This window comes from Erythrobacter sp. Dej080120_24, from assembly GCF_036322605.1.
GTDB classification, from domain to species: domain Bacteria; phylum Pseudomonadota; class Alphaproteobacteria; order Sphingomonadales; family Sphingomonadaceae; genus Erythrobacter; species Erythrobacter aurantius.
On sequence record NZ_AP027262.1, the window covers coordinates 425,210 to 439,004 of the forward strand.

The window sequence follows — 13,795 nt, forward strand, 5'->3', positions numbered from 1 at the left end:
GCGTCCCTTGGATTGCCAAGGGGTATGGCGCTTGGCGAGTGCCACTCCCGGGTACGCAAAATGTCCTCGACCTAGTGATATTCTACCTTCTTCCAATCGTGGCCATCGCGATTGCAGTGACCACTTATTCGGCGAAGCGCACGCATGACTGACCGCAAAACCCTTGGCCTCAAGGAAACTTCCGACACCGCCCCCGCCCTCAACAAAAAGGGGCGCGGGTGGAAGATTTCCGAAAAGCGCCTCGACGAACTGCATGATCGTGCGCGCGAGATGAAGCGCTTTGCTTCGCCTGCGAACAAGGCTCTGGCCGAGCGTTTCGCTAAGGCAAACCTTGGCCGCTACACTTTCAAGCGGTTTGCCGTCGTCGGCAGCGCCATCGTCGACTTCAACTGCCACAATCTCGGGATGGCGATCATGATCGACGAGGAAGATCAGGACGAAACGCTGGCAAAACGGCGGGACAAGAGCCTCGAAGCGGTCGGCATCCGGGTGATGCGGATCAAGGCGACCGACATTCTCGAAAACATCGATCCCGTGCTTCAGCGGATCACCGCCGGAATGCGCATGCGGATTGAAGACAAACGCAAAGCACGAAGCGAAAACAGCCAATCCCGTCCATCAGGCCCCAGCAACGGAAACGAAGCCGAATGAACAGCCTATCCCTCATCCTTTCCCCCTTCATCGCCCTGCAGGGCGTTGGTCAGGCGCCTGTCGCTGTCGCCAATGATGCGCCCGAGACATGGACGCTGGAATACCCGCGCGTGATCCAGCCCTTCGTCGAGGATTATCGCCGCTGCCTGACGAGGCAGACGCGCCGCGTGACGGGCCAGGCCGATTTCGAGCAGCAGCATCGCCGCGATGTCGAAACCTGCACGGAAGCTTTCGAGGAAGCGCAGGAAGGCGCAAACCTCATGCTAGCCGGGCGCGCCGAATATTCGGACTATTCCCCCGCCGATATCCGCGAAGTCTTCGAACATATCGGCCGGATCCACGTCGCGCGCGGCGCCGATCTCGACAACCAGTTCACCTTCACCCTGCGCAGCGCCCAGCTGGCGGAGGAGCAATATCAGGCGGAACGCCCCAAGGGCCTCGTGCTGGAATTGCGCGATGCATCGGTCGTGAAAGCGCGCACCGACGCAACCGCCGCTGCGGCCGAAGCCGCGCAGGAACAACGCACACAGGCACGCGAGGAGGCATCCGGTGCTCAAGATTGATAATCTCCAGGCCGAAGTCGACGGCAAGCCGATCCTCAAGGGATTGAGCCTTGAAGTCGCCGCCGGCGAAGTTCACGCCATCATGGGCCCCAACGGTGCGGGCAAATCGACGCTTGCGCATGTGCTTGGCGGCAAGCCGGGCTATGAAGTCACCGGAGGCTCCGTCGAGTTCAAGGGTGAAGACCTGTTCGCGCTCGACCCGCACGAACGCGCCGCCACGGGCCTGTTCCTCGGCTTCCAGTATCCGGTCGAAATTCCGGGTGTTTCGAACGTCCAGTTCCTGCGAGAGGCGCTGAATGCGCAGCGTCGCTATCGCGGGGAAGAACCGCTGTCGGGCGGGGATTTCCTGAAGCTGGCGAAGGAAAAGGCCGCGCTGCTGAAAATGGACATGGAAATGCTCAAGCGGCAGGTGAACGTCGGCTTTTCCGGCGGCGAGAAGAAGCGCGCCGAAATGGTGCAGATGGGCATCCTCAACCCCTCTTTCGCGGTGCTGGACGAGACCGATTCCGGCCTTGATATCGATGCGCTGCGGATCGTGGGTGAGGGCATCAACTCGATCATGCGCGCACCCGACAAGGGCGTGCTGCTGATCACCCACTACCAGCGGCTGCTGGACGTGGTGAAGCCCGATCGGGTGAGCATTCTTGCCGCTGGCCGAATCGTTGAAACCGGCGGGCCGGAGCTTGCGCTGCGGCTTGAGGAAGAAGGCTATGACGCGGTGATGGCTGATGCCTGATGCCACCGTCCTCCCTACCCGCCATGACGAGGCGTGGCGCTACGCCGATATGGACGCGGTTGCGCGTATAGGCGTCAGCGCCCTTTCCGAATGGGAAGAGATCGACGTCACTGATGGCGAGGCCTTTCGCCGCTGCCTCGTGATCGGCAGTGATGCGCCCGAACTGCGCCGCCTTCGCCTCAATCTGGGCGAAGGCGCACGGGCGGAACTCTTCGCCACCAACGCGGGTAATGACTACACACGGCTCGAGATCGAAGTGACGCTGGGCAAAGGCGCGCATTTCGAATTCGGCGGCGTCACGATCGGCGGCGGCGATGCGGTGCGAGAATTCGTCACCACCACAATCCATGCCCAGCCCGGAGCAACCAGCAACCAGACCGTTCGCAGCGTCCATTGGGGCACGGGCACGGGCAACTTCCTCGGCGAAATCAAGGTCGCACGGCACGCCCAAAAGACCGACGCGGCGCAGGATTTCAAGGGCTTGCTGCTCGAAGCCGGAGCCAGCGCCAACGCCGTGCCGCAGCTCGAAATCTTCGCTGACGACGTGAAATGCGCGCATGGTGCAACCGTCGGCCAGCTGGACGAAAGCGCGCGATTCTACATGGCGGCACGCGGCCTTTCGCCCGAAATGGCGCAACGTTTGCTGGTGCAAGCCTTCATCGGTGATGCCTTCGTCGAACTGGACGATGAATCTGAGCATGAACGCCTGCTCGACGCGGCACTGACGGCGCTGGAGGGCGCATCGCTGTGAACGCTCCGGCGGCCCTTGATCGCGATCTGCGAGCCGATTTCCCCGGCCTCGTTACGCGCGAGGGCGCGCCTTGGCATTACCTCGATACCGCCGCCACCGCGCAAAAACCGCGCGTCGTGATCGATGCGATGGCGCGCGCACTGGGTGAAGATTACGCGACCGTCCATCGCGGCGTCTATTCGCGCTCCGCCGAAATGACGCTGGCCTATGAAGCGGCACGGCGCCGGATTGCGCAACTGATTGGCGGCGCAGAGAGCGAAATCGTCTTCACCCGCGGCGCGACCGAGGCGATCAACCTTGTGGCGAACAGCTGGGGCAGGGCCAATCTGATGCCCGGTGATCGCATCCTGCTGTCGCAGCTTGAACACCATTCCAACATCGTCCCATGGCAGATGATTGCCGAGCAGACCGGGGCCGTGATCGACGTTTGCCCGTTGACGCAGGATCACCGGATCGATCTCGACGCGGCCGAAGCAATGCTGACCGAACGGCACAAGCTTGTCGCGCTGGCGCATGTCTCCAATGTGCTGGGCAGCGTGCTGGATGCCAAACGCGCAGCGGCGCTGGCGCACGAGGTAGGTGCGAAACTGCTGCTCGACGGGTGTCAGGCGGTGCCGCACATGCCCGTCGACGTGGCCGCGCTCGATTGCGACTTCTACGTTTTCAGCGCGCACAAGCTTTATGGTCCGACGGGGATCGGCGCGCTTTGGGCGCGCGGAGAAATCCTTGCCGACATGCCGCCATGGGAAGGCGGAGGCGCGATGATCGATCGCGTAACCTTTGCCAAGACGACCTATGGCGTGCCACCTCAACGGTTTGAGGCCGGAACTCCTGCGATCACCGAAGCCATCGCCTTCGCCGCCGCAGCCGATTACGTCAGCGAAATCGGGCTTGATGCGATGCACGCGGCGGAAACGCAGCTGGTCGCCCGCCTTCGCCGCGAGCTTTCGTCGATGAATGATGTGCGGCTGTTCGGCCCTGCCGACAGCGCCGGGATCGTCAGCTTTCTGATCGATGGCATTCATCCGCACGATCTCGGCACGATCCTCGATGAATCGAATGTTGCGATCCGCGCAGGCCACCATTGTGCGCAGCCGTTGATGGATCATTTCGACATCCCTGCCACCGCGCGAGCGAGCTTTGGACTGTATTCGACCGATGCGGACATTGACGCCTTGCTGGAAGGGATTGCCCGGACAAGGCGAATTTTTGGAAGAGGCACGAGCCAATGAACAAACCACAGGACGATAGCGAATTTGTCGCCGCGCCCGCGCCCAACGACGAATTGGCGCAGAAACCGCCGCGTGCACGGGTGACCGATGCGGTCGATCCCGATGCCGAGGAGAAGCCGCGCCAGCGCGACTATCTCGACGGCTTTTTGGCTGCGAAGACTGCCGACGCTCCGGTAGGCGGCGCGGGGGGCGATCTGCAGGCGGCTGTCGTGGAGGCGCTGAAGGAAATCTACGATCCGGAAATTCCGGTAAACATTTACGATCTCGGCCTGATCTACGGGGTCGAAGTCGACGATGAAGCCGATGTCACGATCACCATGACGCTGACGACGCCGCATTGCCCCGTGGCAGAGACGATGCCGGGCGAAGTCGAACTGCGCGCCTCCTCCGTACCCGGCATTCGCGATGCCGAGGTTGCGCTGGTGTGGGATCCGCCGTGGAGCCCTGAGAAGATGTCGGACGAAGCACGGCTTGAACTGGGGATGCTGTGATGACTGTAACCACCCGTGAACGCCCCGCCGCTGTCACTCTGACGAAAGGCGCAGAGGCTCGCATTGCCGAATTGATGAGCAAGGCGCCCGAAGATGCCATCGGGGTAAAGCTATCCACCCCGCGCCGGGGTTGTTCGGGGCTGGCCTATTCGGTTGATTACGTCACCGAAGAGGCGAAGTTCGACGAGAAGATCGAAACCCCCGGTGGCATTTTCTACATCGACGGGGCGAGCGTGCTGTATCTGGTCGGCTCGACGATGGACTGGGTCGAGGACGATTTCACCGCCGGCTTCGTATTCGAGAACCCCAACGCCAAGGGCGCATGCGGCTGCGGCGAGAGCTTCATGGTGTAATGGCGAGGCGGGTTTCGCTTACGACCGAACTTGATTGCAGTCCGGACGATGCCTGGCAGCATGTCCAGACAACCCGACTTCTGCAGCACATCGCTGCTCCGCTGATCCGTTTCTTGCCTGTTGCGAGGCAAGAGTTTCCCGAAATCTGGACCGAAGGCGAATATCGAGCTTGGATGTTCCTGTTTGGAGTAATCCCGCTTGGTTGGCAGGCCATCGTTATCACATTACCCGAACCGGAGGGAAATTCCCGGTTTGTCCGGGACAACGGCTATAGCCTGCTGATCCGGCGATGGGATCACTGGATTACGATCGAGCCTGCGGGTGATGGAACGCGCACCCGCTACACCGATACGGTGCATGTGGATGCAGGGTTGCTCACCCCATTGATCGCCGGCTTTGCAAAGGTGTTCTACGCCCACAGGCAGCGCCGCTGGCGCGCCTTGGCCCGGAGAGATTTCTCCGCGCTAGCGCTTACTCGCCCTCTTCGATGATCCGTGCGAGCAGGCGGCGTTCCAGATCATCCACCTCGCCATCGACGCCGATCATCTTGTCGAGCCATTCCTGTTCGTGATCGGTCATGGCTTCGCCGGCAATGGCCTGTTCGGTGTAGCTGGGCGCGGTGTCACGCTTTCCGAAAACCTTGCCGAAGTGGTTGCGCGCCTGAGGCAGCTCGCGGGCCATCTTGCCCATGAAGCGACCGACATTGGGCCTGCTGTCGGCGATGAAGGCCTGCAATTCCTTTGCCCGGTCGTGATCAAGCTGCGCATTTTGAAGTGCGAAGCCCTTGAGATAGTTGCTGACACCGTCGAGGAACAGTTCATCCCATTCGGGCGCGTTTTCGTCGGCAAGGGTTTCGTCCTTGAGCCGGAACAGCATCTCGGCATCAAAACGCGTTACCGCCGCAGGGCCGTGGCCGCCGCTGGCAAAGACCACGCGGCGCAGGATCTGCGCTTCGGCGGAGGTGATGTGGCTGGCCGAAAGCTCGCCGCCGCAGCGCGTCGGCCCGACCCCGGTCAGCACCTCGCGCTCGACCTGCTCAAGCACATAGTTTTTGAGAACCACCGGCACGTTTTCTGCCCGTTCGATGATCCGCACGATCGTTTCGAGTTCGACCATGCTTTCGAGCTTGCCGTCGTGATCGACCTGCGCGATCAGCCATTCGGCTTCTTCATCGTCGCATTGCAGGCGCGGCGGGGTGCCGTTGAGCACGAATTCACCGATCGCCTCGACGAAGAAGTCGCACCATTCCTCGTCGCGGACGTCGAGCGCGTTGTTCAGCGCGAACAGCGCCTCGGCCTCTTCGCGGACGATGATCCCGTCGCCCCAGCCTTGGCGCCGCAGCGCAAGGACTTCCTGCGAGGTAACCTGCCCGTCGGCAGCGGCGCGTTGCGCCAGTTCGGTGAAGTGCGTGGTCATAAGCCCATGGGTCCCTTGAATACGGACGTTGCATGGCACGAATGTGCTTAAGACCGGGTTACCGCCGCCCCGCCGCCCGCTCGATATCGTCGATGCACCTTGCCCGATCCGTCTCGCCTCCGCCCTTGCGCTCGCGGGCGACGACGTGGGTTGCGACCGGTTCGGCGTTCGATTGCAGGGGGTAAAGGAACACGTCCAGCACACAGCGATCCGAGGTGAATTGCAGTTTGCGCGCATCGCCTTCGGCAAGGTCAATCCGCGCTTCGCCAAACCGGCGGACCAGCGACCCTGCGCGCTCCCCGATGATGCCTTCAAGTCCCGCTGTCCCCATCACGGCGGGCGCGCGAAAGGCAGGTGTGGCGGGTCTCGGGGCTGAGGATACGGTGCCGACCCCGGTGCCACTGGGAGCAACCGAGCAAGCCGAGGCCAGCATGAGGGCGCTGAACAGAACGATCATCCTAGGCATCACAAGGCTCCGTGGCGAAAGGCAGCGAGCGCATCGTCAGATGGGTTCCCGCCGCCGCCCCCAGCACCGGTGCAATCAGGTTGAGGCCGGGGACCAGCATTATCCCCGCGATCGCGCCGCCCAGCAACAGCCGCTCGCTGCGGCTCACCGGGTTTTGCGCATCCCTGGCACCGCAATGCCGCAGCCACGCCATGTCGGTAAGTTCCCGCCCGAGCAGCCATGCGTTCACGGCAAGGAACACCAGCGCCGCGCCAAAGCCGGTCACCAACAGCACTCCGGCCACGGGCAAGGCCAGCAGGTTGAAGCCGAGCGTGCGCCCGATTCCCCTAAGCGAATTGGCGAGATCGCGCCGGAACGGCAGGGGCCGGGCTTCCGCAGCGCGGGCGGGGTAATGCTGTTTCTCGACCGCGATCACCACTTCGTCGGCGAAGAACTGCAAGACCGCCACGGCGACCACTCGGAACAGGAACCAGAACGCCAGCCCCGCGATCAGCACCGCCGCCGCCGCCCCGGCCAATCCGCTGCCTTCCCCCGCCCAACTGCCCAGAGCCCATACCAGCGCAAAGTACAGCCCTATGCCCAGCGCGACAAAGGCAAGGACGGTTGCCAGCACCGATTTGAGCAGCACCATCAGCACAGCCCTATCGGTCAATTGGGCAAAGGCTTGGGCAAGGGCATGGATCACGGCACGCATCGCCGGGAGATGTGATCACCGCGCCGTCTTGTCAAACAGCACTTGGCCTCTTCCCCGCATCGGGCTAGGCGCTGCGCAACCTTTGCCAGCAACAGGAAGCCTACCCTTGTCCGATACTGCGCCCGAGCCCCGTTATGATGTCATCGCCATCGGCAATGCCGTGGTCGACGTGATCGCGTCCTGCGATGAAAGCCTGATCGAGGAGCTGCAGCTCAATCGCGGCGGGATGACCCTGATCGACGAAGCCCGCGCGGACGAACTCTACGAAGCCATGCCACCCGCGCGCGAGGTGTCGGGCGGATCGGCGGCGAACACCCTCGCCGGGCTTTCCACCCTCGGCCTGCAATGCGCTTTCATCGGGCAGGTCGCGGACGATCAGCTGGGCAAGGTGTTCCGCCACGACATGCGTGCCACCGGGATCGACTTCGACACCCCCGCGCGTGAAGGCGAGCCTGCGACGGGCCGCGTGCTGATCTTCGTCACCCCCGATGGCGAGCGCACGATGAACACCTTCCTTGGCGCGGGCCAGTATCTGCCCGCCGCCGCGCTGGACGAAGAGCTGATCGCCAGCGCCGCGATCCTCTATCTCGAAGGCTATCTGTGGGACCCCGAAGAGCCGCGCCGGGCCATGCGCCGCGCGATCGAAGTGGCCCGCGCTGCCGGTCGCAAGGTCGCCTTCACCGCGTCGGAGAGCTTCGTGATTGATCGCCATGGCGACGACTTCCGCGCCATGATCGACGACGGGCTGATCGACATCCTGTTCGTCAACGAGAGCGAACTGGCGACGCTGACGGGAGAGGCTGACTTCGAAGCCGGCTTCGATGCGATCTCGCCCAAGGTGCCGGTGCTGGTCGCCACCCGCAGCGAAAAGGGCGCGGTGGCCGACGCGCATGGCGAACGCGCCGTCGTCGCCGCCGCTCCGGTTCCCAAGGTCGTCGACACGACGGGCGCGGGCGACCAGTTCGCGGCGGGCTTCCTTGCCGGTTACGCGCGCGGCGAGCCGCTGGCGCAGTGCCTCAAGCGCGGGGCGATTGCGGCGGCCGAGGTGATCTCGCACTACGGCCCGCGTCCCGAAGCGGACATGCAGGCGTTGATGGCTGAGCGCCTCTAGTGTTGGGGCCCCGCATCCGCGGGGCCGTCCTCGCTAGACGCGCAGCATAGCTGCGCCCGCTGCGGGGCGGCCGCGTGGCCTTGCGGCCCCTTTGGGGCCGATACACCGCGCTCAAGTAGCGAAGCGGTAGCGCGGACAAGGACTCGCTCAAGTAGCGAAGCGGTAGCGCGATAAGGTCACCCCTGATTCCCAACAGGCTGGAACAGGTGGAACACTGTCCAGGGGATAAAAACCGCGCTGTGTCACTCTTGGGCCGAAAACTGTCACCTTTCGCGCAAAACTGTCACCTCGCACGCGCAATGTGTCACCCGAGCACGGGAAAGTGTCGCGTTTTCGCCATGCAAACTGTCACCTTTGCATATGCCAAAGTGTCACCCGCCAGACAGGCTTTCTGGTTCGACGATTGGAAAGAGCCGCGCGCATCGTATCGCGCGCGGCCCCGGTAGGAAAATTCTCAAGCGACTGCGGGCTTTCGCGCAGGCGGCTTCCCGGCTTCCCAGCCAAACCACGCTGCCGCCGCGCCCAATGCCAGCCCGACCACCAGCGTCACCGCTTCGGGGATGGTGGCATAGGCCGCGAACAGATCGGCCATGAACGGCATCTGCGGGGTGAACCATGTCAGCACCGCCTGCACCGCCATGAAGCCCGACGCCACCAGCCACGGAGCGCCATGCTTGCGATCCATGAAATACAGCGTCATCGCGAACACGATCGCGATCCCGTCCGATATGGCGATGGTATCGAGGATTGCGTGCGGGCCTTCGCTGCCGATAAAGTTCCACGCCGGAAACAGCAGGTCCATGAACCGTCCGAACGGCGATTCAAACAGGATCAATGGCGTTGCCAGCATGTATCCGGCGTGCAGCCGCACATTCCGGCGATGTTTCAGCGCGAGGTAGAACAACGTCAGATAGGCGGCGATCGCCACCCACATCGCTGTGCCGAAAGGCGATATAGGTGTAGAACGGATTGTCTCCCGCCGCGAAACCTTTCGCCGAGACGTTGATGATCATGACAAAACCAAGGATCAGGAACGGAAACAGGGCAAAGCTGGCAAGGCCCATCTGCTTATGCAGGGCATTCATCCGTTTGTGGATCGAAAGGTGCTGCGCGATCAGCAGCCCCAGCCAAGTCATCGACGAAACGGCATGGACATGGAATGCCAGCGGCACGGCCTTCACGACCGAGAAATAGCTCGCCCAGAAGCCGACCATGATGACCAGCAGGACGAAACCGACGAAATAATGTGCGTGACGATACGGCACTGAAATCCCCCTTTTCAGCGCGGCCCGGAGCCCGAGATTAGCTTAAAGGAGGGTGTTGCACAAACCGCGGGCGGCAAACGCCGCTAAGTCATTCAGCGGGAACGTAATCCTCGCGCCGCAGCGTCACCATATAGGCGGCGACTTCCTCGATATGGCGGGGCTCCAGATCGAAATCCATGACTTCGGGATAATTGTGCGCATCGGCCAGCCATTCGCCCAGCGTTTCATCGGTCACGCCCTTGCGGTTGGCGATGGCCTCGAAACTGGGCGCATGCGGATTGGGCGAAAGGAACGGCGGCTCCACCGCATGGCAGCCGCCGCACGCCGCCTCGATAAAGGCCGATGGCTGCGCTCGTGCTGACGCGGCTACCTGCGGTTCTGGCGAAGGCATGGTGTCACACGCGGCTGTGGCCAGCAGCGCGAAAAAGGTCAGGGCCAGCGAGGCGTCACGGACTGTCATGCCACCCTTTCTACACACGCGCCGCCAAGTGTAATTGATCGAGATCAATTTTTTGCGAAGCTTGCGAGACAAGGCCAGCCGGACGACCGCTTTCGGGGAGAGCGCAAGTTATCGGGAATGACGGGAAGTGGGGTGGAAAGCTGACATTCAGACTCTTCCGAAGACATGATGTAAACCTCGCCTATTTCTCGCCAATGCCTGCAAAACCCCTTTTCTGGTTGACTTCACTTCGCATGGTTGCTGGATTTTCGATCATCGATCTCCAGTGGGGGCATTTGTTTGTGAAATTTCATTCAGGCCAAAGTGTAGTTCGGTTTGCGGCCTTCGCTGTGCTGGCGGGCGGCCTCGCGGTTTCCATGCCGGTGGGTGCACAGACACTGGATGATTTTACCTTCGATGCGGAGGCCTGCTCCTTCGGTCCGTCGCTAGATGCGATGTTCGATGACTTGCAGGAGCGCTTTGACGCCGAGATCGAGGAACTCGGATTCGAGCGTCGCACATTTGACAACGGCGTAGAGACTGAGCTGCGCAGTTCGCAGCCGGTGAACATGGGACTGGGAGGCCTCAGGGTCACCAATATCGAAATCAACTACGAGAACCGAGCGGTATTCTTCGCCGACGATCACGAGAGGGTTTACAGATACCTCGCGCAAAGGGGCACCCCGTTCAACGATGATCTGACCCCAAACATCTATGGGGTGATCGAGAGCTCCCATGGCATTCTCGACAATGCTCTGCTCTCCGAAATGGATGAGGCTGAATACAATCCTGACACCCGCCAGATGGAACCTGTCCCGCACCCATTGGGGAGCACGCGGCTGCTGTGCACGCTTGATCGCTTCGTGCGTGAAGCCAACGAAGCGGGTGAAAATGTAAGCGATTTTGCGCGAGTAACGTTCGATCCCGCGATCTGGGACAACAATGCGGCCGGTCTTGCCGCTTCCTCGGATGAATTATTTGCCGCTGGCGATTTCTCAGGCGCGCGCGAAGCCAGCACCGCATTGCTCGCTCAACTTGATAGTGTGGGTGGACAAGGCAGCATCGAATATGTCGCAGCGCTCCGAAACCACGCACGCAACTTGCGCGCGCTAGGCCAGTCGACACAGGCGCGCGGCCTCCTGCAACGTGCGCTGGCGCTGGCAGAGGAGACGCTCGGAGTGGAGCATTCATTCGCCACCGATGTTCTGGCGGATTACGCGTTCGTGCTGGCAGACACCGGAGAAGCACAAGAGGCTGTTCCACTGCTCAACCGTGTCAAATGGCTGCGTCGTGATCGCTTTGGCGAAAATGCGCCGCAGACGCTCGAAGCTCATAACCGCTTCGGCATGGCAGTAGCCGAGGTGGCCATCGATGATGGCAGCTACATTGGTTACGATGGTGAACTCACTTTGGGCGACGCCCAATCCGATATCGAGATTGCTTACCGCGGAAATGTCGAGACCTATGGGATCGAACACCCCACGACACTTTCAAGTATGATAGATTTCGCGCTGGTTTTGTCGGAATGGGATCTTCAGGCGGATTTCGATTCTTGGCAGCGAGCGGACGCTCTCTCGTTTCTTGCCCACACTCGTGCGGCTGCGATTTATGGTCCCAGCCACCCTGAAACCCTCCGCGCCGCCAATGTGCGCGCGACAGTTAGCCTCAACAAGAATTCTCAATTGGGGCTCGGCGCGCTGGAGCCTGCGCGCGAGGCGGTGGCGTTGGTGCGCCAGCGCAGCGCTGCCTTGCAGACTACCCCAGCGGATCAAGCGCAGCGTCGGATCGACATGCGCACACAGCGCCTCTCGTTCGAGAATTTTCTCGATGCTTCCTGGGAGCAGGAAGGCTACGATGCGAACTATCTTTTGGGGATGCAAACAGGCCGATATCGCGAGGATCTGTCTCGGTTCGAAGGGCTCGACTCGATCCGACCGGAAGTTTTTACGGCCATGCAGCAGGCCATGAGCAGTTCGACCGATCGCGCCGTGGCCGAAGCTGCTGCGCGCCGGGTTGCCGCACGGCAGGATTCTTCGCTGGGGGACCTGGTCGCTCGTCGCCAGATGCTGGCGGATGAGTGGGTAGAGCTCGATTCCATTATGGCGGCTTTGCTGGCAAGCGAGACCGACCAATCGGTCTTGCGCGCGCAGCTTCGCCAGAGACAGACCGAAATCGATAACGAAACAGCCCTAATCGACGCGCGCCTTCGGTCCGATGCGCCGCAATATTTCGAATTCGTAAGCCAGCAAGCGCTCGGCGAGGCAGAAGCCATGGCCCTCATGGGGCCGGACGATGCAGCCTTGATTGTAGTGCCTACCCGCTACGGCACGCATGTAATGGTTGTTACATCGAACAGCGTGACGTGGAACCGCGCCGACATGACCCGCGAGCAAATCGACAGGAGTGTTTTGAGGTTGCTATGGGACGTAGGGGCCACGGTAGAGGTGGACGACTATGAAGCGCAGCAATGGGCACAGGAAGGTGAAGGAGCCTACCCATTCGACCGGACGACTGCCCACACTCTCTACAATGCTCTGATCGCGCCGGTCGCGCATCTGCTAAAGGGCAAGGATCATCTCTACATCGCCGCCTCCGGTTCGCTTTCCAGCCTACCGTTCGGCGTATTAGTAACTGATCCTCCGATTGGCCCTGACGGTGATCCCAATTCGCTGCGCAAGACTACGTGGTTCGCCGATGCCCATGCTCTTGTGCAGGTACCAACGCTGCAATCGCTCCAGATGCAACGGATGTTGGCTGACACGCGACTGGACCGCGATGGTCGCGGCTCTTTTGTCGGCTTTGGCGATCCGGTTCTGGAAGGCGGTGCGGTCACGCGCGGTGGCGGGGCTGCTCGGCGTATGCGCGGTGGCACTACTGGAATTCGTAGCTCTTCGGCTTCGCTCGCAGGCGTACTACGCGATGGATCGTCAGGCGTGGATGTAGATGCCATCAAGTCCATGGCGCGACTTCCCGGCACCTCGCGCGAGATCAATGCGTTGGCGGAGCTATTCGACGAAAGTCGTTCGCAGGTTTATCTCGCGGAGGACGCAACAGAGCCCAACCTGCGCAATGCGGATCTCTCCAGCGTCCGCGTTCTGGCTCTCGCGACCCACGGCCTGCTTGCGGGCGAGCTCGATGGTGTCGTTGAGCCAGGCCTCGTTTTCACGCCTCCTGACGCAGCCAGTTCGCAGAACGACGGATTTCTTTCCGCATCCGAAGTCGCCGCACTTGAATTGGCCGCCGAATGGGTGATCCTTTCCGCTTGCAACACGGCCTCCGGCGATGGCAGCGAGGGTGCGCCTGGTCTTTCTGGCCTTGCACGCGCATTCTTCTTTGCCGGTGCCGAAAGCCTGCTCGCCTCACATTGGCCGGTACGCGACGATGTTGCCGCGCGCCTGACGGTGCGAATGGTGGAGCTTACACAGGATGATCCTTCGCTCAGTCGTGCAGAGGCTCTGCAGGCCGCGATGCGCGAGATTCGCAGCGATGCGAGCCAAGACAGCGCCGATGATACACTGGCCCATCCAAATGCTTGGGCTCCCTTCACGCTGATCGGAGACAGGTAGGATACTGGCGACAGGCGCAAACACTAACGCAATATCGCAACTCAATTGTCCCCAATTAGGT

General features: G+C 61.7%; 16 protein-coding genes. 10 read left to right on the plus strand and 6 right to left on the minus strand.

The features are described from left to right. Nucleotides 1–144 precede the first annotated feature (144 nt). Genes AABA34_RS02155 through AABA34_RS02190 form a run of 8 tightly spaced genes read left to right on the plus strand, consistent with a single transcriptional unit; the run spans nt 145 to nt 5,268 of the window. Nucleotides 145–651 carry an endonuclease domain-containing protein gene (locus AABA34_RS02155; protein ID WP_338303680.1) on the plus strand — a complete coding sequence of 169 codons (507 nt, stop codon included), beginning with the start codon at nt 145–147 and terminating at the stop codon, nt 649–651. Then, nucleotides 648–1,214, plus strand: coding sequence for a hypothetical protein (locus AABA34_RS02160; protein ID WP_338303681.1), 567 nt, complete (start codon nt 648–650; stop codon nt 1,212–1,214). The genes AABA34_RS02155 and AABA34_RS02160 overlap by 4 nt, the downstream gene beginning before the upstream one ends. Continuing rightward, nucleotides 1,201–1,950: a Fe-S cluster assembly ATPase SufC gene (gene sufC / locus AABA34_RS02165; protein ID WP_034956444.1), complete on the plus strand. Its 750-nt coding sequence runs from the start codon at nt 1,201–1,203 to the stop codon at nt 1,948–1,950. Before AABA34_RS02160 ends, sufC begins: the two co-directional genes overlap by 14 nt. Then, a complete protein-coding gene (locus AABA34_RS02170; protein WP_338303682.1) occupies nt 1,943–2,701 on the plus strand; it encodes a SufD family Fe-S cluster assembly protein in 759 nt (252 codons plus the stop codon). The genes sufC and AABA34_RS02170 overlap by 8 nt, the downstream gene beginning before the upstream one ends. Next, nucleotides 2,698–3,933 carry an aminotransferase class V-fold PLP-dependent enzyme gene (locus AABA34_RS02175; protein ID WP_338303683.1) on the plus strand — a complete coding sequence of 412 codons (1,236 nt, stop codon included), beginning with the start codon at nt 2,698–2,700 and terminating at the stop codon, nt 3,931–3,933. The genes AABA34_RS02170 and AABA34_RS02175 overlap by 4 nt, the downstream gene beginning before the upstream one ends. After that, nucleotides 3,930–4,424: an SUF system Fe-S cluster assembly protein gene (locus AABA34_RS02180; protein WP_252259471.1), complete on the plus strand. Its 495-nt coding sequence runs from the start codon at nt 3,930–3,932 to the stop codon at nt 4,422–4,424. The genes AABA34_RS02175 and AABA34_RS02180 overlap by 4 nt, the downstream gene beginning before the upstream one ends. Next, complete coding sequence (locus tag AABA34_RS02185) at nt 4,424–4,777, plus strand: HesB/IscA family protein (protein ID WP_338303684.1); 354 nt, start codon at nt 4,424–4,426, stop codon at nt 4,775–4,777. The genes AABA34_RS02180 and AABA34_RS02185 overlap by 1 nt, the downstream gene beginning before the upstream one ends. Further along, nucleotides 4,777–5,268, plus strand: coding sequence for a hypothetical protein (locus tag AABA34_RS02190; RefSeq protein WP_338303685.1), 492 nt, complete (start codon nt 4,777–4,779; stop codon nt 5,266–5,268). The genes AABA34_RS02185 and AABA34_RS02190 overlap by 1 nt, the downstream gene beginning before the upstream one ends. Here AABA34_RS02190 and AABA34_RS02195 read toward each other — a convergent pair. Genes AABA34_RS02195 through AABA34_RS02205 form a run of 3 tightly spaced genes read right to left on the minus strand, consistent with a single transcriptional unit; the run spans nt 5,249 to nt 7,353 of the window. Next, entirely contained in the window at nt 5,249–6,193 is a 945-nt protein-coding gene (locus AABA34_RS02195; protein ID WP_338303686.1) for a hypothetical protein, read from the minus strand. The two genes, AABA34_RS02190 and AABA34_RS02195, sit on opposite strands and share 20 nt — an antisense overlap. Before the next feature lie 58 nt (nt 6,194–6,251). Further along, entirely contained in the window at nt 6,252–6,650 is a 399-nt protein-coding gene (locus tag AABA34_RS02200) for a hypothetical protein (RefSeq protein WP_338303687.1), read from the minus strand. 1 nt (nt 6,651) lies between these two features. Next, a complete protein-coding gene (locus tag AABA34_RS02205; RefSeq protein WP_338303688.1) occupies nt 6,652–7,353 on the minus strand; it encodes an EI24 domain-containing protein in 702 nt (233 codons plus the stop codon). Nucleotides 7,354–7,459: 106 nt separating this feature from the next. Between AABA34_RS02205 and AABA34_RS02210 the strand changes: the two genes are divergently transcribed. Continuing rightward, entirely contained in the window at nt 7,460–8,464 is a 1,005-nt protein-coding gene (locus tag AABA34_RS02210; RefSeq protein ID WP_034956432.1) for an adenosine kinase, read from the plus strand. 454 nt (nt 8,465–8,918) lie between these two features. On the opposite strand, the gene AABA34_RS02215 is transcribed toward AABA34_RS02210, so the two are convergent. From AABA34_RS02215 to AABA34_RS02225, 3 genes are all read right to left on the minus strand, one after another. Beyond that, nucleotides 8,919–9,392, minus strand: coding sequence for a hypothetical protein (locus AABA34_RS02215; RefSeq protein WP_338303689.1), 474 nt, complete (start codon nt 9,390–9,392; stop codon nt 8,919–8,921). After that, nucleotides 9,286–9,729, minus strand: a complete 444-nt coding sequence (locus AABA34_RS02220) for a hypothetical protein (protein ID WP_338303690.1) — start codon at nt 9,727–9,729, stop codon at nt 9,286–9,288. Before AABA34_RS02220 ends, AABA34_RS02215 begins: the two co-directional genes overlap by 107 nt. Before the next feature lie 88 nt (nt 9,730–9,817). Beyond that, a complete protein-coding gene (locus AABA34_RS02225; RefSeq protein WP_338303691.1) occupies nt 9,818–10,189 on the minus strand; it encodes a hypothetical protein in 372 nt (123 codons plus the stop codon). Nucleotides 10,190–10,422: 233 nt separating this feature from the next. On the opposite strand from AABA34_RS02225, the gene AABA34_RS02230 reads away from it, so the two are divergent. After that, nucleotides 10,423–13,734, plus strand: coding sequence for a CHAT domain-containing protein (locus tag AABA34_RS02230; RefSeq protein ID WP_338303692.1), 3,312 nt, complete (start codon nt 10,423–10,425; stop codon nt 13,732–13,734). Nucleotides 13,735–13,795: the final 61 nt, after the last annotated feature.

Coding starts and splice junctions, on each gene's coding strand:
- AABA34_RS02195 (WP_338303686.1), bottom strand. CDS start 6,193: ATGACCACGCACTTCACCGAACTGGCGCAACGCGCCGCTGCCGACGGG.
- AABA34_RS02205 (WP_338303688.1), bottom strand. CDS start 7,353: ATGCGTGCCGTGATCCATGCCCTTGCCCAAGCCTTTGCCCAATTGACC.
- AABA34_RS02225 (WP_338303691.1), bottom strand. CDS start 10,189: ATGACAGTCCGTGACGCCTCGCTGGCCCTGACCTTTTTCGCGCTGCTG.
- AABA34_RS02180 (WP_252259471.1), top strand. CDS start 3,930: ATGAACAAACCACAGGACGATAGCGAATTTGTCGCCGCGCCCGCGCCC.
- AABA34_RS02155 (WP_338303680.1), top strand. CDS start 145: ATGACTGACCGCAAAACCCTTGGCCTCAAGGAAACTTCCGACACCGCC.
- AABA34_RS02230 (WP_338303692.1), top strand. CDS start 10,423: ATGGTTGCTGGATTTTCGATCATCGATCTCCAGTGGGGGCATTTGTTT.
- AABA34_RS02185 (WP_338303684.1), top strand. CDS start 4,424: ATGACTGTAACCACCCGTGAACGCCCCGCCGCTGTCACTCTGACGAAA.
- AABA34_RS02160 (WP_338303681.1), top strand. CDS start 648: ATGAACAGCCTATCCCTCATCCTTTCCCCCTTCATCGCCCTGCAGGGC.
- AABA34_RS02170 (WP_338303682.1), top strand. CDS start 1,943: ATGCCTGATGCCACCGTCCTCCCTACCCGCCATGACGAGGCGTGGCGC.
- AABA34_RS02200 (WP_338303687.1), bottom strand. CDS start 6,650: ATGATCGTTCTGTTCAGCGCCCTCATGCTGGCCTCGGCTTGCTCGGTT.
- AABA34_RS02190 (WP_338303685.1), top strand. CDS start 4,777: ATGGCGAGGCGGGTTTCGCTTACGACCGAACTTGATTGCAGTCCGGAC.